Annotated in this window: 15 protein-coding genes; 7 read left to right on the top strand and 8 right to left on the bottom strand. The window is 74.5% G+C overall.

The annotated features are described in order from the left end of the window. Nucleotides 1-30: 30 nt before the first annotated feature. Nucleotides 31-1,338, bottom strand: coding sequence for an ABC transporter substrate-binding protein (locus tag ABTY40_RS29875; RefSeq protein WP_352062375.1), 1,308 nt, complete (start codon nt 1,336-1,338; stop codon nt 31-33). Nucleotides 1,339-1,542: 204 nt separating this feature from the next. Here ABTY40_RS29875 and ABTY40_RS29870 point away from each other — a divergent pair, with 204 nt between their 5' ends. After that, complete coding sequence (locus tag ABTY40_RS29870) at nt 1,543-1,986, top strand: SCO4402 family protein (protein ID WP_352062381.1); 444 nt, start codon at nt 1,543-1,545, stop codon at nt 1,984-1,986. Between the two features lie 78 nt (nt 1,987-2,064). Beyond that, the gene (gene purU / locus ABTY40_RS29865; RefSeq protein WP_345278659.1) at nt 2,065-2,916 is read left to right on the top strand and encodes a formyltetrahydrofolate deformylase; all 852 of its coding nucleotides are present in this window, start codon (nt 2,065-2,067) and stop codon (nt 2,914-2,916) included. A 51-nt stretch (nt 2,917-2,967) separates the two neighbouring features. Here purU and ABTY40_RS29860 read toward each other — a convergent pair whose 3' ends face one another. Both ABTY40_RS29860 and ABTY40_RS29855 read right to left on the bottom strand, forming a co-directional pair. After that, entirely contained in the window at nt 2,968-4,353 is a 1,386-nt protein-coding gene (locus ABTY40_RS29860) for a maleylpyruvate isomerase N-terminal domain-containing protein (RefSeq protein WP_352062374.1), read from the bottom strand. Continuing rightward, nucleotides 4,350-4,931: a sigma-70 family RNA polymerase sigma factor gene (locus tag ABTY40_RS29855; protein ID WP_345278657.1), complete on the bottom strand. Its 582-nt coding sequence runs from the start codon at nt 4,929-4,931 to the stop codon at nt 4,350-4,352. Before ABTY40_RS29855 ends, ABTY40_RS29860 begins: the two co-directional genes overlap by 4 nt. A 177-nt stretch (nt 4,932-5,108) precedes the next feature. On the opposite strand from ABTY40_RS29855, the gene ABTY40_RS29850 reads away from it, so the two are divergent. The 3 genes from ABTY40_RS29850 (at nt 5,109) to ABTY40_RS29840 (ending at nt 8,204) form a co-directional block, all read left to right on the top strand. Next, nucleotides 5,109-5,576, top strand: a complete 468-nt coding sequence (locus ABTY40_RS29850; protein WP_352062380.1) for an STAS domain-containing protein — start codon at nt 5,109-5,111, stop codon at nt 5,574-5,576. A 515-nt stretch (nt 5,577-6,091) separates the two neighbouring features. Beyond that, nucleotides 6,092-6,544, top strand: coding sequence for an ATP-binding protein (locus ABTY40_RS29845; protein WP_352062373.1), 453 nt, complete (start codon nt 6,092-6,094; stop codon nt 6,542-6,544). A 442-nt stretch (nt 6,545-6,986) separates the two neighbouring features. After that, on the top strand, nt 6,987-8,204 hold the full coding sequence (locus ABTY40_RS29840) for an MFS transporter (protein WP_352062372.1): 1,218 nt from the start codon (nt 6,987-6,989) through the stop codon (nt 8,202-8,204). Here the strand turns inward: ABTY40_RS29840 and ABTY40_RS29835 are convergent. Then, the gene (locus ABTY40_RS29835) at nt 8,159-9,145 is read right to left on the bottom strand and encodes a GlxA family transcriptional regulator (RefSeq protein ID WP_352062371.1); all 987 of its coding nucleotides are present in this window, start codon (nt 9,143-9,145) and stop codon (nt 8,159-8,161) included. The two genes, ABTY40_RS29840 and ABTY40_RS29835, sit on opposite strands and share 46 nt — an antisense overlap. 70 nt (nt 9,146-9,215) lie before the next feature. Here ABTY40_RS29835 and ABTY40_RS29830 point away from each other — a divergent pair, with 70 nt between their 5' ends. Next, the gene (locus ABTY40_RS29830) at nt 9,216-10,550 is read left to right on the top strand and encodes an MFS transporter (RefSeq protein WP_352062370.1); all 1,335 of its coding nucleotides are present in this window, start codon (nt 9,216-9,218) and stop codon (nt 10,548-10,550) included. A gap of 76 nt (nt 10,551-10,626) precedes the next feature. Beyond that, nucleotides 10,627-11,940 (top strand): MFS transporter, encoded by a 1,314-nt coding sequence (locus tag ABTY40_RS29825; RefSeq protein WP_352062369.1) that lies wholly within the window; start codon nt 10,627-10,629, stop codon nt 11,938-11,940. A 31-nt stretch (nt 11,941-11,971) separates the two neighbouring features. On the opposite strand, the gene ABTY40_RS29820 is transcribed toward ABTY40_RS29825, so the two are convergent. From ABTY40_RS29820 to ABTY40_RS29805, 4 genes are all read right to left on the bottom strand, one after another. After that, on the bottom strand, nt 11,972-12,709 hold the full coding sequence (locus ABTY40_RS29820) for a VOC family protein (RefSeq protein WP_352062368.1): 738 nt from the start codon (nt 12,707-12,709) through the stop codon (nt 11,972-11,974). A gap of 103 nt (nt 12,710-12,812) precedes the next feature. Then, nucleotides 12,813-16,499, bottom strand: coding sequence for a hypothetical protein (locus ABTY40_RS29815; RefSeq protein ID WP_352062367.1), 3,687 nt, complete (start codon nt 16,497-16,499; stop codon nt 12,813-12,815). A gap of 110 nt (nt 16,500-16,609) precedes the next feature. Further along, nucleotides 16,610-17,776, bottom strand: a complete 1,167-nt coding sequence (locus ABTY40_RS29810) for a flavin-containing monooxygenase (RefSeq protein ID WP_352062366.1) — start codon at nt 17,774-17,776, stop codon at nt 16,610-16,612. A 174-nt stretch (nt 17,777-17,950) separates the two neighbouring features. After that, the gene (locus ABTY40_RS29805) at nt 17,951-20,026 is read right to left on the bottom strand and encodes a serine/threonine-protein kinase (protein WP_352062365.1); all 2,076 of its coding nucleotides are present in this window, start codon (nt 20,024-20,026) and stop codon (nt 17,951-17,953) included. Nucleotides 20,027-20,335 lie beyond the last annotated feature (309 nt).

Below are 20,335 nucleotides of genomic sequence, written 5' to 3'. Positions count from 1 at the left end.
GCCGGGCGGCCCCGGGACCGCCCGGCTCCGTCAGGGAGCCGTGAGCACGGCCGTGCCGACGTCGACGAAGCCGGGCTTCTGCGCCACCAGGCGTCCGTCGCGCACCACCTGGAAGGTCACCGCCTGGTTGACGATCCGGGGGAAGCCGGGGGCGGCGAGCAGGTCCTCGTACTTCCAGCGCAGCGGCGGGGTGAGCCCGCCGGTGTCGATGCGGGCGCCCCGGTCGAGGGCGTGGGTGATCTGCACGGAGCTGATCCGGTCGCTGTCCAGGGACTCGATGACCGTCTTGAGGACGGTGTAGGCGATCCAGGTCGTCTGGACGCCCGCGTCGGCCGGGTCGACCCGGTTGTCGGCGAAGGCGTGCTCCCGGATGACCTTCCGCATCGGCTCCCAGCTCTTGTGCGTCGCCTCCGGGTACCAGCCGGTGACGTAGGCGCCCTCGAACGGGCTGTGGGCGCCGCCGGTGCGGTCGATGACCGGCTGGCCGACGCTGCCGAGCACGGAGGAGATGCGCACCGGGTCCCCGTTCTCCCCGTTCTCTGCGTTCTCTGCGTTCGTCCCGTCGCCGCTCCCGGGCCCGCCGTTCCCCGGGAGGCGGCGGAACGAGTCGAAGAAGGTCTGGGTCCGCTCGCCGAGCACGGCGGTGACGCAGCCGTCCTCGGCGCCCGCGCGCTCGCGGGCGCGGGCGGCCTGCCGGCTGTACTCGGCCGCGTCCTCCACGGCCGGGATGTCCACGGCGCTGCGGTGACTGGCCTTGCGCAGGCCGGAGTTGAGCAGGCTGGGGAGCTTGTCCCCGGCGAGGGTGTCGGGCCGGACCAGGGAGACGCGGCGGCAGGTCTCGGCGAGCTGCATGCCGTGCCCGGCGAGGAGGGAGGCCTGGCCGCCGTTGACGGGGTACGAGAGCGGGCTCGTGAACTCGTCCTCAGTGAGGCCGTAACCGCCGATGTACGGGATGCCGGCGGCCTCCAGCGGGGCCATGAACGCGCGGCCGTTCTGGCTGTACGAGCCGACGACCGCCACCGCGTCCTCGCGGACCGCGCGACGGGCACACGCGGCGGCGCCGGCGGCGCTGTTCTGTTCGTTGCAGGTGAGGACGCGCAGCTCGTGGCCGTTGATGCCGCCCTGGGCGTTGACCCACCGGGCGAAGGTCTGCGCCATCGCGGGCATGCCGGGCATGTTGGTCGCGCGGGTCTGGTCGGGAGCCCAGGTCATCACGGTGACGGGCTCCCTGGAGCCCCCCGTGGCTCCAGGGAGCACGCCACAGCCGGTGAGCAGCGACGCTCCCGCCGCCGTGGTCGTGACGAACGCGAGGAGTGAGGTCAGTCGCCTACCGGTCATGGGCATGCACATTTCCGCCTCATGGGTAACGCTGCGGTGAGCGCGGTTCAACGGAGGGTGACACCGAGGTGAATTGCGGGGGCGGTCACCGGAGCGGGAGGGTGCGGGTCCGCTTACCGGACAAGGGGAACGTACGATCGAAACGTGTCCAGTCCTGTCTCCGGTTCGGTGAACTCTTCCCGTCGCGGCCGTCGCTCCTCCACCATGGGCGGCATGCCGCTCAACGACATGCCGTGGTGGCGCTGGCGCAGCAACGTGCGCTCGGCGCTGCACATGCTCTCCGACCCCACCTTCCACGAGACGACCTGGCTGACCGGCCAGGAGGGGTACGGCGACGTCACCGACGCCGTCTACCGCCTGGTCGAGGACACCTGGCTCGACAACTGGTCGGCCGAGAAGTACGTCGGCGCGATCTTCCGCGACACGGCCGAGGCGGCCCTCGTGGACGTCGCCGTGCTGCGGGTCCTGCGCATCCTCCACCAGGTCGGCCCGGACGCCCCCGTCACCGCCTACCTGGAGCACCCCGGCTGGCCCGAGGCCGTGCGGGCCGCCCGCGAGGCCCACGTACGGCTGGCGACGGCGGACGGCGAGGACCCCGACACGCCGCCCCGCTCCCTCGACGTGCTCCGGATCATGACGCGGTCCTGAACCGTTCCGTCCGCCCGGACCGTTCCGTCTGGCGGACGCCCGGCCGGGACGGTCGCCGCGGTGTGGCAGGCTAACGGGATGACCGACCAGTACGTCCTCACCCTCTCGTGCCCCGACAAGCAGGGCATCGTTCACGCCGTGTCGAGCTACCTCTTCATCACCGGCTGCAACATCGAGGACAGTCAGCAGTTCGGAGACCGTGACACCGGTCTCTTCTTCATGCGGGTCCACTTCTCGGCCGAGGCGCCGGTGACGGTGGAGAAGCTGCGCGCCAGCTTCGCGGCCGTCGGCGACTCCTTCGCGATGGACTGGCAGATCCACCGCGCCGACGAGCGGATGCGCATCGTCCTCATGGTCTCGAAGTTCGGGCACTGCCTGAACGACCTGCTGTTCCGCTCCCGGATCGGGGCGCTGCCGGTCGAGATCGTCGCCGTCGTCTCCAACCACACCGACTTCGCGGAGCTCGCCGCCTCCTACGGCATCCCCTTCCGGCACATCCCCGTCACCAAGGACACCAAGCCGCAGGCGGAGGCCGAGCTCCTGGAGCTCGTCCGCGCGGAGAACGTCGAGCTCGTCGTCCTCGCCCGCTACATGCAGGTGCTCTCGGACGACCTGTGCAAGGAGCTGAGCGGGCGGATCATCAACATCCACCACTCCTTCCTGCCGAGCTTCAAGGGCGCCAAGCCGTACCACCAGGCCCACGCGCGCGGGGTGAAGCTGATCGGCGCCACGGCGCACTACGTGACGGCCGACCTCGACGAGGGCCCGATCATCGAGCAGGAGGTGGAACGGGTCGGCCACGAGGTCACCCCGGACCAGCTCGTCGCGATCGGCCGGGACGTGGAGTGCCAGGCGCTCGCCCGCGCCGTGAAGTGGCACGCGGAGCGCCGCATCCTCCTGAACGGGCGCCGCACGGTCGTCTTCGCCTGACGTCACCGGACTCCTCCCGGGGCCCGGCACGGGCCCCGGGGCGGCACTCCGCTACAGGCGGCTGAGGGAGGCCGCGGCCGACAGGACGTCGCGGATCGCCTCGCGGTCGCCGTCCTGGCCCGCCGCCGCTTCCTCCGGGGAGATGTGCCCGGCCACGAGCTGGCAGAACTCCACCCCGTCCATGGCGACCTGCGCCACCGCGTGGTCGGGCGAGCCGACCGCCGCCGGCGAGTCCAGGGCGATGTACCAGTGGCCGCCGCCCGCGCCCTCGACCTCCAGGTGCAGCGACCGGCCCGGCGCGCCGGCCGCGACCAGGTGCCGGACCGGCCCCGCCCGGCCCGCGCGGCGCCGCTCGGCCAGGGCTCCCGGGAGCTGCCGGGCCGCCAGGTCGATCATGCCGTGGAGGTGGGCGCCGCTCGGCGGGTCGTACGGGTACGCCACCGCGTTCGCGATGTCGTCCGCGTGCACCCAGCACTCGAAGGCCCGCTCCAGGAGCGAGTCCCGCAGCGGCAGCGCGAAGTCCTTGTAGGTGACGGTCAGGTCGGCCACCCCGCGCCCCGCGAACGAGACCGTACGGATCAGGCTGTGGCTCTGGTCCCGCCACGGCGCGCGCAGGGCCCGGTTCGGCGGCCGGTCCAGACGCGACCAGAATGCCTCCGTCCGCTCCCGCGCCGACAGTTCGGGCACCCCGCCGCCGAGCGGGTCGGGCAGGCCGAGCGCCGCCGACACCAGGCCGTCCACCGCGAGAAGGTGGCCGATGAGCCCGGCGACGGTGGACTTCCGGCGCATCAGCTGGTCGTCCTCGTACCACTTGAGCCGTACGGGGGCGTGCCACTCCGCCTCGCCGATGTCCCGCAGCAGCGCGTCCAGGCGCGCGGTCTCCGCGTCGTACGGGGTCGCCCAGTCGGGGACGGGGATACGGGCCGGGCGGCGGCCCAGGCAGTTCTCCAGGACCCGGGAGCGCAGCAGGGGATCGAGGTCCAGGTCGCGGTCCTCGTGGAGCAGCGCGACGGCGTCCCGCAGCCGCAGGGCCTCCTCGGCGCACGGAGCGCAGACGGTGAGGTGGTCCTCGACGGCCCGGGTCTCCCCGGCGGAACACGCCGAAAGGGCCCAGGCCCCCAGGAGGGACTTGAGCACACCGTGGTCGAGCACGGGAACCTCCGGCTCGGGTTCTGGTTCGGGCGGCTCCGGCTCCCGCCACCGCTCCGGCTCGGGCACCTGCCGTGGTTCCGGCGCGGGTGCGTGCCACGGCTCCGCCTCCGGCTCCCGCCACCGCTCGGGCTCCGGCTCCCGCCACCGCTCCGGACCCGTCCCGCTGTCCCCGTCCCACGGCGGCACCGCGCCGCTCAGGTCGGCGTGGTCGTCGGCCGACCGGCGCGGGCCCGGTATCCAGGGGGCGCGTGCGACGTCCTCCTCGTCGCCGTTCGCCCCGCTCACCGGCCCGTTCCGTAACCGGGCGGCGCGCCGCCCTCCAGCGGCCGGGTGTTCGCGGTGGAGAGCAGCTGGAGGCCGAGCCGCAGACGGCGGCGCGCCTCGTCCTCGGTCACGCCGAGGTCGGCCGCGGTCTGGCGGTAGTCCCGGCGCTGGAAGTAGGCCAGTTCGAGCGCGGCCCGCAGCGGCGTCGGCATGGAGGTCACGATGTAGTCGGCGCGGGCCGCGACGGAGGCCCGCCGCACCTTCTGCTCCAGCTCCTCGGCGGAGCCCTGCCCGGTCTCCGCGTACGCCGTGGCCTCGGCCTGTCGCAACCGGTGCACGGCCTGCCGCTGGGTCAGCCGTGCGACCCACCCGCGCATGTTGCCCTGCTTCGGGTCGTAGGCGTCGGGGTTCTCCCAGATGTAGCCGAAGACCTCGCGGGTGACCTGGTCGGCGGCCGCGTCGTCGTCGAGGACCCGGTGGGCGAGGCTGTGGACGAGGGCGGCGAACCGGTCGTAGAGCTCGCCCAGCGCGGCGGCCTCCCCGCGCGCGAGCCGCTGCTGCATCCTGCGGTCCCAGCGCAAGGGCGTGTCCTTCGGCATCCGAACCCTCCCACCTTCCCGAACTCCCGGCGTCCAAAGTAATGCGAGGCGCCGACGGCGTGCGCCCGTTTGCCGCAAGTGCGCCCTTGACGCGGGTCGGGATGGTAAGGAACCCGTCATACCCGGAATCATTGGTTTCGCTTCCAGTCCGGGGGGCAGGCGACCGCTGTGACGACGATCGAGCTCGAGATCGACGAGGACGTCCACGGCTCCTGGACGGTGCTGCTCATCCGGGGCGAACTGGACCTGGTCACCTCCCCCCGGGTGCGGCGCCGCGTCCACGAGGTGGTCGCGCGGGGCCGGCACGACTTGGTGGTCGACCTGTCGGGGGTGCGCTTCTGCGACTCCAGCGGGGTGGGCGTGCTGATCGCCTCCCGCCGTCTGCTGCGTTCCTGCGGAGGCCGCCTGCGCCTGATCCTGCCGGAACCCGGCACCCCCGACGAGGCCTATCCGCACGTCGGCCGGGTGCTCGCCGCCCTCGGTGTGCGCCGCCTCTTCGAGGTGTACGGCGATGTGCCCGAGGCGCTCGCGGAGGGGGACGCCGACGGGGCGGAGACCGGGGGCGAGGGCTTCTCCGGAGCGGGCCCGGCCGTCACGGGCGGCCCCGGCGCCGGGCGCGGGACCGTCCCACGGCCCCGTACGTGAACCCCTCCCGCGAGGCCGGAGAGCGCGCACCCGCCTCGCTCTGACGCAGCGTCAGGATTGTCGCCCGGCGTGCGCGGGCGGCGGACAGGGCTCCCGCCGCAGGCCCGCTCGGTCGCACTGAGCGACCGGAAACGCACGGAAAGTCGATGCCGGGTTGTGTCCTTCGCGCGGGCCGTCACGGCCCGGAGTCGGCCTCCGGCTCCGGTACCCTCCGTGGGATGCGAGAGCACGCCGGCCTGGAACGCCGCGGAGTCGCCCCAGGGGTGACCCCGGGCCCCGGAACGTGCGCCGCTCGCGCCCCCAGGGGGCGCCCCGCGCGCTCCTGTTCGACTCCCCGCAGCGTGCGTCGCACAGTATGGACCATGCGTACTCCTTCGCGCTGGAATATGCCTGAAGCGCTTGTTGCGGTGACTGTACGTCAACCATGCTGTCTCGCAAGGGAATCACGTTCCGTAAGGGCGTCGATGGCTGTGAGGCGCGAGGCGATGTGTCCGCCGGTTCGGATGGTGTGAGCGGTGCAGGTGCTTCAGGTTCAGATGGAGGTCGGGCCCGACCCGGCCGAGGTGGGACGGGCCCGCAGGTGGGCCCGGGCACGGCTCGCGGGTTCGGGCATACGGGACGACGAGCCGCTGGCGGAGACGCTGGTGCTGCTCATCTCCGAGCTCGTGACCAACGCGGTCGTGCACACCGGTTGTCCCGCCGTGCTGCGGATGCTGTTCGCGGCGGGCGGCGGGGTGCGGGTCGAGGTCGCCGACGCGAGCGACCGCCCGCCCCGGCCCCGGCGCGCGGAGGGCGACGACACCAACGGGCGCGGCCTGGAACTGGTGGACGGCCTCGCGGACCGCTGGGGCTGGCAGCGCGAGGGGGCCGGCAAGAGCATCTGGTGCGAGGTCGACCGGGTGCCGCTGGTGCCGGTCGTCCCGGTGTCCGTGGAAGGCGTGACACCCCCTGGGCGGGTGCGCTGTTGACGGTTCGTTCCGTTTTGCCCACCCTGGGGTGAGCGATTCGTTGCGAGGGGAGCCGAGGGCCGCGTGACGTGGGCCCTCGGCATGTACGGGTCGCGGCGGGGTGGCGGCGGCCGTGCCGTGCTCGGGGCGCGCGCGAGCGCGCCGCCACCCGTGAAATCCCGCCTCTCCAAGGGGTGATGGGCGCCGGTCCGCGCCCGTGAACACCACCAGGCGCGAGAGGCCGGGGCGTTCGCCGCGGCATCGGGACCGCGTCGGCCGCACCGTCACGGTCGCCACCGCCGGAGTCGTACCACCGGCGCGGGTACGGGACCTCGTCGGGAGCCGGCGGGCGCCCCGCCCCTCTCTGTGCACAGGCTGTGGACAACTTTTCGGCTCGGGGCCCGGGACGCGGCTCGTTTTTCTCGCGGGCGCCCTCCGGCGGCCCCCAGTACGGTCGTGTCCCATGTCGTATCGCGAGCTCGCCACCCGCCCCGTCCTCGCCTGGTGCGCCGTCGCCGTCACCGGCCGCCTCCCCGTGGCCATGGCGCCCCTCGCGCTCGTCTTCCTCGTCCGCGAGCGGCCCGGCGGCTACACCCTCGGGGCCGTGCTCGCCGCCGTGTACGTCCTCGGCGAGATCGTCGCCGCCCCCGTCCTCGGCATGCGGACGAAGGCCGAGCGGGCCCGGCCGCAACTGGCCGCCGGACTCGCCGTCGGGGCCGCCGGCTTCGCCGGTCCCGCGCTCGCGCCCGGCGCCCACCCCGTCGTCCTCGGTGTCTTCGCCTTCCTCGCCGGCGCCGGGCCCGCCGCCGTCCCCGGTGCCCTGCGCGCCCTGCTCACCGGCCTCGTCCCCGAACGGGCCGTCACCCAGGCGATGAGCGTGGAATCGGTCCTCACCTTCGCGATCTGGGCCGCCGCCCCCGCGCTCGTGACCGGACTCGCCCTCGGCGCGGGGCCCGGCGTCCCCCTGCTCCTCCAGGCCGTCCTCATGGCCACGGCCACCGCCGGACTGTGGCTGCTCCCGCCCGGCTGGGCCGCCGGCCCGCAGGACCGGGGCGCCTCGGCACGCCGGGCCCTGCTGCGGGCCTGGCCGGTGTACGTCCTCGGCGCGGCCGGACTCAGCCTCCTCGCCCTCGCCGAACTCATCCTGCCCGCCCTCCTCGACCAGCGCGGCATCGGCATCGGCTGGGCCGGTCCGCTGCTCGCGGGCTTCTCCCTCGGCTCGGCCGCCGGCGCCTTCGTGTACGGCCTGCGGAGCCGCTGGCCCGGCTCGCTGCCCGTGCAGTCCGTCGTCCTGGTCCTCGGGGTGACGGCCGGGGTCGCCCTCCTCGCCGTCCTGCCCTGGACCGCCGCCCTCGCCGGCGTCCTGATCGCCGCCGGCCTGCTCCAGGCACCCGCCATGCTCACCCGGAACCTGGCCCTGCGGCAGATCCTGCCGCCGTCCGCGCTCGCCGCCGGCTACTCGGTGATGTACGCGGCGGTCGGCGCCGGTTACGCGGTCAGCGGCACCCTCGCGGGCGCCCTGCTCAAGGTGGTCGCCCCCTCGACGGCGATCCTGTACGGGGTCGCCCTCACCGTCCTGCTCACCGCCGTCGGCGCGGCCGGGGAACAGAGGCTCGCCCGCCGGGGCCCCGCCGCTCAGGCACCGGCGGCCGGGGCGCCCGTGCGGAAGGTGCGCCGGTAGGACGTCGGGGTCACCCCGATCGCGCTCATCAGGTGCACCCGCAGCGACTGGGCCGTGCCGAAGCCGGCGTCCCGCGCCACCCGGTCGACCGGCAGGTCGGTCGTCTCCAGGAGGTGCCTGGCCCGCTCGACCCGCTGCTGGGTGAGCCACTGGCCCGGGCTGATGCCGACCTCGTCGCGGAAGCGGCGGGTGAACGTCCGCACGCTCATCGCCTCCCGCTCCGCCAGGTCGCGCAGCTGGATCGGCTCGTGGAGGTGGGCCAGGGCCCAGGCCCGCGCCGCGGTGGTGGAGTGGGTGCCGGCCTCCGGGACGGGGCGCGCGATGTACTGCGCCTGCCCGCCGTCCCGGTGCGGCGGCACCACGGTCCTGCGGGCGACGTCGTTGGCCACGGCGGCCCCGTGGTCACGGCGCACGATGTGCAGGCACAGGTCGAGCCCGGCGGCCACGCCCGCCGACGTGAGGACGTCCCCGTCGTCCACGAAGAGGACGTCGGCGTCGACCCGTACGGTCGGGAAGAGGCGCTGGAAGTGCTCGGCCGAGGCCCAGTGGGTGGTGGCCGGGCGCCCGTCCAGGTAACCGGCGGCGGCGAGCACGTACCCGCCGGTGCAGATCGCGACGAGCCGGGTCCCGGGCCGGATGTGCGCGAGCGCGGCGGCCAGTTCGGGAGTGAGCCGCCCCTCCTCGTGGACCGGGCCGAGTTCGTACGAGGCGGGCACGACGACCGTGTCGGCGGTGGCGAGGGCCTCGGGGCCGTGCTCCACGTGCACGGCGAAGTCCGCGTCGGTCTGCACCGGTCCCGCGACCGGCGCGCAGGTCACGATCTCGTACAGCGGCCGTCCCGCCGCGTCCTTGGCACGGCCGAAGATGCGGTGCGGAATGCCCAGCTCGAAGGGGAGAAGGCCGGGCAGGGCGAGGACGGCGACGCGGTGCGGCGGCTGCACGGGCGGGGTGCTCCCTCCGGTGGGACGGTAAATTCACTGGTGGTCCAGACCATTTGCCTGGTACGAGTACGTGTCCGTGACGGACAACACGTACAAGTCTGAGGCCGCCGAGCCGATTCCCCACCACCCGGCCGCCGGAACGCCCCCCGCTCCCCCGGGAGCGGCCGCCCCGCGCGGCCCCGGCGCCGGGGTTCCGGGCAGGCCCGTCCCCCCGCCCCCCGTCCTGTGGAACCGGGACTTCCGTCTCTTCTTCGTCGCCCGGGCCGTCGCCGTCTTCGGCGAGGGCATGGTTCCGGTCGCCTTCGCCGCCGGACTCCTCGGCGCGGGCCACCCCGGTTCCTCCGTCGGCTACGCCCTCGGCCTGTGGACCGCCGCCTTCGCCGTCCTCGTCCTCTTCGGCGGCGTCCTCGCCGACCGCTTCACCGCCCGGCGCATGATGATCCTCGCCGACGTGCTGCGACTGCCCGGAGCCGCCGTCCTCGCCGTCACCTTCGCCCTCGGCAGCCCGCCCCTGTGGGCCGTCTACGTCCTCTCCACCCTCGCCGGCGCCGGCGCCGCCCTCTTCCAGCCCGGCGTCGCCTCCACCATCCCCCGCATCGCCCCCGACGTGCAGCGCGCCAACGCCGTCCTGCGGGTCGTCGAGGCCCTGACCACCATGGCGGGCCCGGCCGCCGCCGGACTCCTCGTCGCCCTGTGGAGCGCGGGCGCCGCCTTCGCCGTCTACGGGGTGACCTTCGCGGTCAGCGCCCTCTGCCTCACCCTCATGCGGATACCGGCCCTCCCCTCCGACTCCGCCGCACGCGGCTCCCTCGGCACCGAACTGGCGGGAGGATGGCGGGAGTTCCGCTCCCGCAGCTGGCTGTGGGGCGTCATCTCCATCTGGACCGTGTACGGACTGACCGTCGCCGGGCCCATGGTGCCGCTGACCGCCCACCTGGTCACCGAGGACCACGGCTCCGCCGCGTACGGCACGCTGATGGCCGTGAACGGCGCGGGCAGCGCCGTCGGAGGCCTGCTCGCCCTGCGGCTGCGCCCCCGCCGCCCCCTCGCCTCGGGCGCCGTGGCCCTCATCGGCCTCCCCGTGAACCTGGTCCTGCTCGGCACGGGCGCTCCCGTCGCCCTGCTGGGCGCGGGCCAGTTCGTCGTCGGCGTCTCCTTCGCGTACTGGCTGGTCATGTGGTCCACCGCCGTCCAGACGCACGTCCCGCAGGAGGCCCTCAACCGCATGCACGCCTACGACGTGGCCGGCTCGCTCCTCATGATGGGCGTGGGCCGGACCCTCTCCGGCCCGGTGGCGGCGGCGGTCGGCACGGAGCGGGTGCTGCTCGCCGGGGCGGGCATCGCGGTCCTCGTGGTCGCCGCGCTCCTGCTCGTACGGCCGATCAGGACACTGCCGCGCGTGTAGAGGGTGTCCCGATCTGTTCGAAAGCTGTCATTCGGGCCAATGGCGGGCCGGAGTGCGGAACGGAAAGCTCGGTGGCATGGCCCAGACAACCGAGACCCCCGCCCGTACGCCCGGCACCCCGCCCCCCGGCCTCCGTACCCCCCGCGTCCACCGCGCCTGGTTCGTCGCGGCGGTCACCTTCGTCACGATCATCGGCGCGGCGGCCTTCGCCTCCCTGCCGGGCCTGCTGATCGAACCGCTCCACCAGGAATTCCGGTGGTCCCGCGGCACGATCGGCTTCGCCGTCTCGGTGAACCTCGCCCTCTACGGCCTGACCGCCCCCTTCGCCGCCGCCCTCATGGACCGCTTCGGCATCCGCCGGGTCGTCGCCGCCGCCCTCACGGTCATCGCGCTCGGCTCCCTCCTCACCGTGTGGATGACCGCCGCCTGGCAGCTCGTCCTCTACTGGGGCGTCCTCGTCGGCCTCGGCAGCGGCTCGATGGCCCTCGCCTTCGCCGCCACCGTCACCAACCGCTGGTTCGTCGCCCGCCGGGGCCTCGTCACCGGCATCCTCACCGCCGCCGGCGCCTCCGGCCAGCTCGTCTTCCTGCCCCTGCTCTCCTGGCTGGTCGAGGACCACGGCTGGCGGCCGGCCTCCGTCACCGTCGCCCTCTCCGCGCTCGCCGTCGTCCCCTTCGTCTGGTTCCTGCTGCGCGACCACCCGGCGGACGTCCGCCTCACCCCGTACGGCGGGGAGTACGTGCCCAAGCCCGCCCCCGCCCGGGGCGCCGCACGGCGTGCCGTCACCGTCCTCCTCAAGGCGGCCCGCACCGGACCGTTCTGGCTGCTCGCCGGGTCCTTCGCGATCTGCGGCGCCTCCACCAACGGCCTCGTCCGCACCCACTTCGCGCCCGCCGCCCACGACCACGGCATGCCGCTGACGGCCGCCGCGGGACTGCTCGCCGTGATCGGCGTCTTCGACGTCGTCGGCACGATCGCCTCCGGCTGGTTCACCGACCGCTTCTCCGCCCGGCGGCTCCTCGCCGTCTACTACGCGCTGCGCGGAGTGTCGCTCCTCTTCCTGCCGATGCTCCTCGCGCCCTCCGTCCACCCGCCGATGATCTTCTTCATCGTCTTCTACGGCCTCGACTGGGTGGCCACGGTCCCGCCGACCATCGCCCTCTGCCGCGAGCAGTACGGGGACGACTCGGCGATCGTCTTCGGCTGGGTCCTCGCCTCGCACCAGGTCGGCGCGGCCGTCGTCGCCTTCGCGGGCGGCGTCGCCCGCGACGTCTTCGGCACCTACGACCCCGTCTGGTACGCCTCCGGCGCCCTGTGCGCCGCCGCCGCCCTGATGGCCCTCGTCATCCGCCGCCCCCGCGCGGACACCCCGGCCCTGGCGGGCGCCTGAGGGGCCCGCGGAAGTCCGGCGGACGTCCGGCTCACGGCGCCAGGACGCAGAACGCGTGCCCCTCAGGATCGGTCAGACACGTCCACGGCACGTCCCCCTGACCGATGTCGAGATCCCGGGCCCCCAGCGCGCGCAGCCGCTCCGCCTCCGCCGCCCCGTCGTCCCCGGGGTACGGCAGCAGGTCGAGGTGGACGCGGTCCGGCGCCGTCCTCCCACCGGGGGTGCGGAGGAACTCCAGATACGGCCCCGAGCCGGCGGCGGACCGGAACACGGCACGGTCGTCCGTCACCTCGCACAGCCGCCAGTCCACCGCCGCACCCCAGAACCGGGCCATCTCCCGCGGATCGGCGCAGTCGACCACCACCGCGGCGACCGGTCCGGTGTCCCGGTAGACCTCCCGGGGCTCGAGGACGCAGAACTCGTTCCCCTCCGGATCGGCGAGCACCACCCACGGCACGTCCCCCTGCCCCACGTCCACCGGCACGGCCCCGAGCGACCGGAGCCGTGCGACCAGCTCGACCTGATGGGCGAGCGACGTGGTGGCGACATCCAGGTGCGTCCCGTTCTTCACCGCCGGCTTCGCCCCCGGCACGGGCACGACGTCGACCCCGATGAACTCCGGATGAGGCCACACGACCCCGCCCCCGGGCCCCACGTACACACTCCCCCCGACCGGATACGCCACCCACCCGAGCGCCTCGGCCCAGAACCGCCCGACCACTCCGGTGTCGCGGGCCTTGACGTTCACGTGGACGGGGCGCAGGGGCATGGGGGCGATTTTATGCGGCGGGCCATGACAGGCGTCGTCGCCGCGGACGTGAGAAGCCCCGGGAGACCATGGCCTCCCGGGGCTTCTCACGCGAGCCGGTGGATCACCCGGTGACGGTCACCGTCGCGCGGGTCCAGGCCACGCCCGAGGTGTGGCCCGGGCGGTGGGCCGTCACCTTCACGGTCAGCTTCGTCCCGCGCTGGGCCGACGTCGGCGTGAACCACGACTTGGTCGCCCCGCTGACCGGCCTCCCGTTCGCGTACCACTGGTACGTGTACGAGGACGGAGCCGGCGTCCACACCCCTCGATTCACCGAGAGCGTCCGGCCGACCCGCACGGTGCCCGTCACGTACGGCGCCGAGGTCGCCTTCGGGGCGAGCCCCGCCGCGACCGTGTAGTAGCCGGACGTTGCCGAGCCGCTCAGGTGGCCCGTGCGGTGGGCGGTCACGGTCACCGTCAGCTTCTTGCCGAGGTGGGCGGCGGGGATGACGTACGTCGACCCCGTGGCTCCGCCGATGGCCACGCCGTTGGCCCGCCACTGGTAGCCGTACGAGGTCGGCGCCGGCGTCCAGGTCCCCACGGCGGCGGTCACCTTGCCGCCCACCCGCGCGGAGCCGGTGAAGGACGGGTTCCGCGTCGGCTTCGGCGCCACGCCCTTCACGAGGAGCGCGGCGCTCACGGAGGTCACCACCGGGTGCCCGGTCCTGCGGGCGGTCACCGCGACGGAGAGCTGCTTGCCCTGGAGCGTGGCCGGGACGACGTACGAGGAGCCGGTGGCCCCGCCGATCGCCACCCCGTTGGCCCGCCACTGGTACGCGTACGACTCGCCTGCCGGAGACCACGTGCCGCTCGTTGCCGTGACCTTGCCGCCGACGACCGCCGTGCCCGAGATCCGGGGGACGGCGGTGGCGCGGATCGGGGCGACGACCGTGACCGGGGTGCGCTGGTACTGCACTCCGTGGGCGAAGACGCTCAGGTGGAGCGTTCCGAGCGGGGCGTTCGTCAGGTCGAGGGCGACCGTCATGCTCCGCCGGTCGGCGGCGACGGAGACCGGCGTCGACCGCGCCCGGAAGGTGCCGCCGTTCGACACCTCGACGTAGTGCGAGGAGTGCAGCGCGCCACCGGTGACCGTCATCGTGACCTTCCCACGGCCGACCGTGCCGGGGGCGACGGTCCCCACCGTCCGCTGCTCAAGGCCGCACAGGTGGACGCGGCAGGAGAACTCGGCCCGCAGGGCCGTGCTCGCCTGAGCGGGGCTCTCGGGCATCCCGATCACGAGGGTGCTCGGCCGGGCCGCCTTCGGGTAGTCACCGGCCACCCCGCAGTCGTAGCGCGGTCCCTCGCCGGTGTGCCAGCCCCGGCAGCCTTGGTACAGGGTCGCCTGGTCGTACAGCCTCGGGGTCGGCATCTGCTGGAACGTCCCCGCGGGCGAGAGACGCACGTCGAAACGGTCACCCGTACCGGTCGGCAGCACCGCGCACACCGCCGTCCGCTGCTCCGACAACGTGCCCGTCAGAGGGCCGAAGCCGTAGCTCACGTCCGGCACCTTCACACACTCCGGTGCCGGACCGGCGGGCGTGCCGATGCGCAGGGCGTCGAGGCGGTAGGCCGGTGCCGCGGTCTTGTCGGCCGGGACCTGCACGAGCACCTGGTAGCGGGTGGAACCGGTGAGGGCGCAGCTCGCCGCGAAGTAGTCGCAGACGGCGCCGCCGTTCGCGTCGTACACGATCTGCCGTGCCGTGCCCTGTGCGTCGCGTACGGCCAGGTGCAGGGTGTCCCCGGCCGAGGCGGTGGTCACGGAGTGGCAGAGGAAGGTGCCGGGCGCCGCCGGGACGCCGCCGGTCGACGGGCCGCCCACGGCCACGGCCGGGGTCGGCACGCAGCCGCGCGCGGTGGCGGTCACGTCGTGGCGGGTGAGCGTGAACTCGCCGGGCACGTCACGTCCCTGGACGAGAACGGTGTGCGCGAGACCCGGGGTCAGGTCACACGTGGCGAAGGCACCGTAGTACGAGCGGAGGTCGCAGACCTGCTTGCCCGTCGTGTCGACCACGCTGACCTCGGCCCTCGACGAACCCGACACCTGCTGGATCTGCACGAGTTCGCTCGCGGAGTGGTCGTCCGCCGGAATGGCCAGGCAGTCCGCGAAGACGCCCTCGCCGGTCCGCAGGACCGCTCGCGCCGGGTCGGCCGTGAGGGCTCCGGACGGGAAGGCCCGGCAGTCGCCCGGGACGTCCGTGCGATGGACGGCGAGGCCGTAACCGCCCGCTTCCCCGGCGTACTGCGCGCTGACGAGCGCACGGTACGGAGCCGTGCCGGCGAGCGCGCAGGTGCCGGTCCGCAGGGTGCCCTCGCAGAGGGGAGTGCCCTCGGCGTCGACGACCGTGATGTCGGAGTCGAGATCGCTCAGGATCGCGAGGTGCGCGCCCCGCGGCACCGGAAGGTGCAGGCAGTCCACCTCGGCGGGGGCGGCGAACGTGCCGCGATGGGCGGTCCCGAGGGACACACCGCTCTCGCAGCCCTCGGTGGACGCGCGGTCCGTGATCCTCACGGCGGCGTCGGTGAGCAGGGTGTAGGTGGTGCCCGCGGTGAGCACGCAGGCGGAGTCGGGCGCGCAGGCGGTGCTGCCGTCCGGCGCGTGCACGCGCATCTCCTGGATCCCGCCGGTCGGCCGGATGGCGCGCACGTCGTAGCGGCCCGTCGTGGCGGGGGTGAAGGTCCGGCACTCGGTGCCCGGGGCGGCCGCGGCGGGCGCGGAGCCGTAGACGGTGACCGGGGCGGAGACACAGCCGACCGGCTCCGACAGGCGCCGGACCTTCAGGGTGTACGGGGCGGCCGAGCCGTCCTCGGCGTCTCCGACGACGGCGAGGACGCGGTAGCCGCCGGACCCCTCGGGCAGGACACAGCCGGGGCCGCCGTCGGGGCTGTAGGCGGGGCAGACGCGCGTGCCGGTGGCGTCCGTGATCCAGCTTTCGGCCCCCGCGTGGTCGCTCCGCTGGAGGTCCGCGGTGAACCGCTCGCCCGGGGCGGCGGGGAAGGCGTGGCAGAGGACGCTCAGCGGACCGGCGCTCGTGCCGGTCACCAGGGGGGCGTCGTAGGCCGTGGAAGGGACGGCAGGACAGTCCGGCGCGTCCATCAGGGGGACGAGGGAGACGCCGGTCTCGACGGGGGCGGATTCCCCCTGTCCAACGGTGATCTTGAGCGTGTACGTCCCGGCGGCGAGCTCGCACCAGGTGTCCCGGTAGGCGCGGTCCTCGCAGTCGACCTGGTTCTCACCGGAGTACAGCGACGGATACGGGCGTCCGTTGCTGAGCAGCAGCCGGTGCAGGCCCGGCTTCTCCACGGTGACCGTGAAGCAGGCGGTGCCCCCCGACTCCACCGTGGCGCGCCCGGCCGGGTCGCCGGGGGCCCCGAGCGGGGTGAGCGGCAGGACCGGGCACGGGTCGGCGGTCGGCGTCGGCTCCGTGGGTGTCGTCGGCTCCTCGGCCGGTGCCGGCGCGGTGGTGGGTTCCGTCGACGACCCGGGCGCCGAGGGCTCGGGCGCCGGTGCCGACGTGACCGTGGTCGTCGGTTCGGGCGCCGGGGCGCTCGCCGCGGTGGCCGGCGGGGCGGGCGTCGCCGCCAGGGCCGTCCCCGCCGGAAGGGCGGAACCGAGGAGGGCCGTGAGCAGGGCCGGTACGAGGAGCAGCCGGCGCGCGGATCTACCGGAGCGTCCGGCGTCGCCGGACCTCTCGGCTCTGCCGGTCGTGCCGGATCTGCTGGATCTGTCGCGCGAGCGCGCGGGGTTGGGCATTCCGTTCCCCCCGGGAGCGGTGATGGGCATGTGCGCGTCACACCCTAGGGGGCGGCGCCGACGTGCTCGTCACGCCCTCCGCCCACCCGGGTATCCGCAGCTCAGGCCGCTCAGCCGGTCGGCCGGGTGCGGGCGATGCGGCGGGCTATCTTCTCGGCGTCGCGGGAGAGTTCGCGGAGCATGCCGCTGATCGGGTTGGTGAAGCCGGTGAAGTACAGACCGGGCGCCTCGCGCGGGCAGCGGGCGCCGCGCACCAGGGGGCGGCCGTCGTCGTCGAGGACGCCCAGGTGGCCCACGAGCGGTTCGAGGGCGCGGCGGTATCCGGTCGCGGCGATCACGGTGTCGGGGGTGATCCGGGTGCCGTCGGCGAGGAGGACGTCGGGTCCGTCCAGGGCGTCGACGGCGGCGACGACCTCGACCCGGCCGGAGCGGACGGCGTCGATCAGGCCCACGTCCTGTACCGGTACCGCGCCTTGTCGGGCGCGGGCGAGCAGGCCCGTGTCCGGCCGGGGGAGGCCGTGGGAGGTGAGGTCGGGCACGCCGATCCGGGTGAGCAGGGCGGCCACCCGGTCGACCAGGGCGGCGGGCAGCCGGCGGACCAGGATGCCGGAGCGTTGGGCGGGCCAGCCCAGGGTGGAACGGCGCACGATGTGCGGGACCGTGCGCACCGCGAGCCGTACCCTTCCGGCCCCGCCGTCAGCGAGGTCCGCCGCGATCTCGGCGCCGGTGTTGCCGGCGCCGACGACCAGGACGTCCTTCTCCGCGTACGGCCCGGGGTTCCGGTACGCGCGCGCGTGGAGCAGTTCGCCCGTGTACGTGTCGCGGCCCGGCCAGTCCGGCAGACGCGGGGTGTGGTTGTGGCCGGTGGCGACGACGACGGCCCGGCCGGTCAGCCGGCGGCCCCCGGTGGCGTGCAGGACCCACCGGTCGTCCGCGCGCTCGACGCGGAACACCTCGACGCCCGTCACGACCTCCAGTTCGTGCTTCTCCGCGTACGTCTCCAGGTAGCGGACCACGTCGGCGCGGGCGACCCAGCGGCCGAAGGAACGGGGCATCCGCAGGCCCGGCAGCGAGGAGAGCCGGCGGGTGGTGTGCAGCCGCAGCCGGTCGTAGTGGCCGCGCCAGGAGGCGCCGACGGCGTCGGACTTCTCCAGGACGACGGCGCGGACGCCCCGGGCGCGCAGGGTGGCGGCGACCGCGAGCCCGCCGGGACCGCCGCCGATGACGTACACCGGGTGGACGACCTGGGGAGAGAGTGGTGGGGGGGTGGTGACCATGAACGCTGAGCGTAATGACGTGTACACGCTGTAGGTCTCGGTCACGAGGGCTTTTGGTTGCGAATCGGTCACGCAGGGGCGGAAGGGCCGGAGGACGGCCTCCCGACCGGGCCGGTCGGGAGGCCGCCTTCCGCAGGGGACGGGGGTGGGGTTCCGTCCCCGTCTCGGGGCCCGTCAGACGGGTGCGATGGTGCGCCAGAGCTGGTTGCCGCCCGAGCCGCAGGTGTACGTCATGGCGAAGCTGCCCGCCGTGAGGCACTTGCCGTCGCTCACGTTGCGGAAGGTCCGGCCCGCCGGCGAGGAGGACAGCACCTTCCAGGACTGGAGGGAGGATCCGTTGCAGGCGGCGGTGGTGACGGAGGTGTTGCCGGCGGGCTGCAGGCAGCGGCCGGTCGTGCCGTTGATCAGCCTGAGCGTGCCGCCGGACTCGGACCGGTGGGTCCAGGAGAACCAGTAGGTGGCGTTGGTGCCGCGCGAGCCGCAGGCCACCGAGGTGACGGTGTTGCCGAAGCCCGCGTCGTACTCCGCCAGGCAGTTGCCGGTGGTGCCGTTCTCCAGGGAGTACGTCCCCGGGGACCCCGTTCCCGTGGACGGCGCGGGCGGCGGGGGAGCGGGGCGGGTCGTCTGCGGTGGGCGGGTGGCGGGCCGGGTGGTGGTGCCGCCCGAGGACCCGGACGAGCCCGAGGACCCGGACGAGCCCGAGGACCCGGACGAGCCCGAGGAGCCGGACGAGCCCGAGTCGCCGCCGGAGCCGGAGCCGGAGCCGGAGCCGGAGCCCGGTCCCGAGCCGGTGCCGGGCGCGGTGCCGCTCTCCGTGGTCGCGCCGCCCGTGGCCGGTCCTCCGGTGCCGCCCCCCGCGCCGCCGTCCGCACCCCCGTGGGCGGGCGGAGGCGGGGGAACGGCCGTACCGGTGCCCGGCGGCTTCGAGGCCGGGGCGGGGGAGGGGGAGACCTTGGCGGAGGAGGACGGGGACGAGGACGGGAAGGAGGGGCTGACGGGCGCGGGGCCGCCGGGGGCGGGGGTGGTGACCACGGCCGACGGCGAGGAGGCGGAGGGGCGGGGACCGGCGTTGTCGCGGCCGATCTCGTACGGGCCGAGGGCCATGGTCAGGGTGGTCCCGGTCGCCACGACGACGGGCACGGCGAACATCGCGAACCGGTTCCTGCGCTCCTTGCGCCGGCCGGTGGCGGTGGGGCCGGTGACCACCAGGGCGGCGGGGCCGCCGGTCGCGGGTTCCTGCGGGTTCCGTGGCGTGAGGGACGCGGTGGCGACGTCCTCGGACGGCTCGGCGGCCTCCAGTTCGGCCAGGTGCCCGGCGGTGGGGGCCGTGGCGGCGAAGGCGGTGCGTTCCGCGATCCGCGCGGCCACGGCGGGTGGCCAGGTGGCGCCGGCAGCGCCTTCCTCGGCCCGGTCGACGAGTTCGGCGGCGGTCGGCCGGTCCGCCGGGTCCTTGGCGAGGCAGGACCGTACGACCTCCAGGAGCGCGGGGGCGGTCTCGGCGAGCTTCCCGACCTCGGGCTCACCGTGCACGATCCGGTACAGCAGGCCGGGGCCGGAGCCGTCCCCGAACGGGGGGCGGCCCAGGGCCGCGTACAGGACGAGGCTGCCGAGCGCGAAGACGTCGGCGGCGCCGGTGAGGTGGCGTTCCGCGACGGCCTGTTCGGGGGCCATGTAGGCGGGGGTGCCGATGGCCATGCCGGTCCGGGTGAGCCGGGACTGGTCGGCGGCCCGGGCGACACCGAAGTCGATGAGGGAGAGGCCGCCGGCGGTCAGCATCACGTTGGACGGCTTGAGGTCACGGTGGACCATGTCGGCCGCGTGCACGGACCGCAGACCGGCGGCGCCCTCCCGGAGGAGCCGCCAGAGGGCGTCGGCGGGGAGGTGGCCGCCGTGGAGGCGGACGGCCTCGTTGAGGGTGATGCCGGGGATGTACTCGGTCGCGAACCACGGCGGCTTCGCCGTACGGTCACTCGCGAGGAGCCTGGCGCTGGCGCCGGCGGGAAGCCGGGCGAGGTTGTCCAGCTCGTGCCCGAAGTGGCTGAGGAAGTCGGCGTCCTCGGCGAGGACGGGCAGGACGCGCTTCACCGCCGCGAACTTCCCGGGTACGGCCCCGAGATAGACCCGGCCCATGCCGCCGGAGCCGAGCACGCCGAGCAGTCTGAACGCGCCGATGCGCCGGGGATCCCCGGGTTCCAGCGGTAGGGCACCACTGCCGTTCAAACTAGAGCTGTTTTCCAGTTCCCCCTGCATGGGGCACAGAGTAGCCGAGCCCAACGGGCCTGGGGGAGCCGGGAATTGCGCGGGCGCGGGGATGGGGAGCTGGGGGTGGGCGTTTCGGGTGGGTTTCCGGTGCGGCCGCCCTCTCTCCGAGTGTGGCGCCCTCCGGCGGCGCCTCAAGGGCGCTCCCTGCGGTCGCGTCGCTGCGCGATGGGCTGCGCCCACCCTTGACCCGCCCGTGGGGGTGGGGTCCTCTCCGCGAGCGTTTCCGCTACGGAATGCACCCGCCGGGGGTCGGGAGGGCCGATCCGCCCGGGGTTACCCGCAGTCCGTGTCGAGTTC

Origin of the sequence: Streptomyces sp. NPDC126503 (genome assembly GCF_040302405.1) — a bacterium.
Taxonomy (GTDB): domain Bacteria; phylum Actinomycetota; class Actinomycetes; order Streptomycetales; family Streptomycetaceae; genus Streptomyces; species Streptomyces gulbargensis.
Note: the sequence above shows the minus strand (reverse complement) of the source record. Positions and strands in the feature narration are given on the sequence as shown.

Coding starts and splice junctions, on each gene's coding strand:
- ABTY40_RS29875 (WP_352062375.1), bottom strand. CDS start 1,338: ATGACCGGTAGGCGACTGACCTCACTCCTCGCGTTCGTCACGACCACG.
- ABTY40_RS29870 (WP_352062381.1), top strand. CDS start 1,543: ATGGGCGGCATGCCGCTCAACGACATGCCGTGGTGGCGCTGGCGCAGC.
- purU (WP_345278659.1), top strand. CDS start 2,065: ATGACCGACCAGTACGTCCTCACCCTCTCGTGCCCCGACAAGCAGGGC.
- ABTY40_RS29855 (WP_345278657.1), bottom strand. CDS start 4,931: ATGCCGAAGGACACGCCCTTGCGCTGGGACCGCAGGATGCAGCAGCGG.
- ABTY40_RS29840 (WP_352062372.1), top strand. CDS start 6,987: ATGTCGTATCGCGAGCTCGCCACCCGCCCCGTCCTCGCCTGGTGCGCC.
- ABTY40_RS29825 (WP_352062369.1), top strand. CDS start 10,627: ATGGCCCAGACAACCGAGACCCCCGCCCGTACGCCCGGCACCCCGCCC.
- ABTY40_RS29820 (WP_352062368.1), bottom strand. CDS start 12,709: ATGCCCCTGCGCCCCGTCCACGTGAACGTCAAGGCCCGCGACACCGGA.
- ABTY40_RS29815 (WP_352062367.1), bottom strand. CDS start 16,499: ATGCCCAACCCCGCGCGCTCGCGCGACAGATCCAGCAGATCCGGCACG.
- ABTY40_RS29810 (WP_352062366.1), bottom strand. CDS start 17,776: ATGGTCACCACCCCCCCACCACTCTCTCCCCAGGTCGTCCACCCGGTG.
- ABTY40_RS29805 (WP_352062365.1), bottom strand. CDS start 20,026: ATGCAGGGGGAACTGGAAAACAGCTCTAGTTTGAACGGCAGTGGTGCC.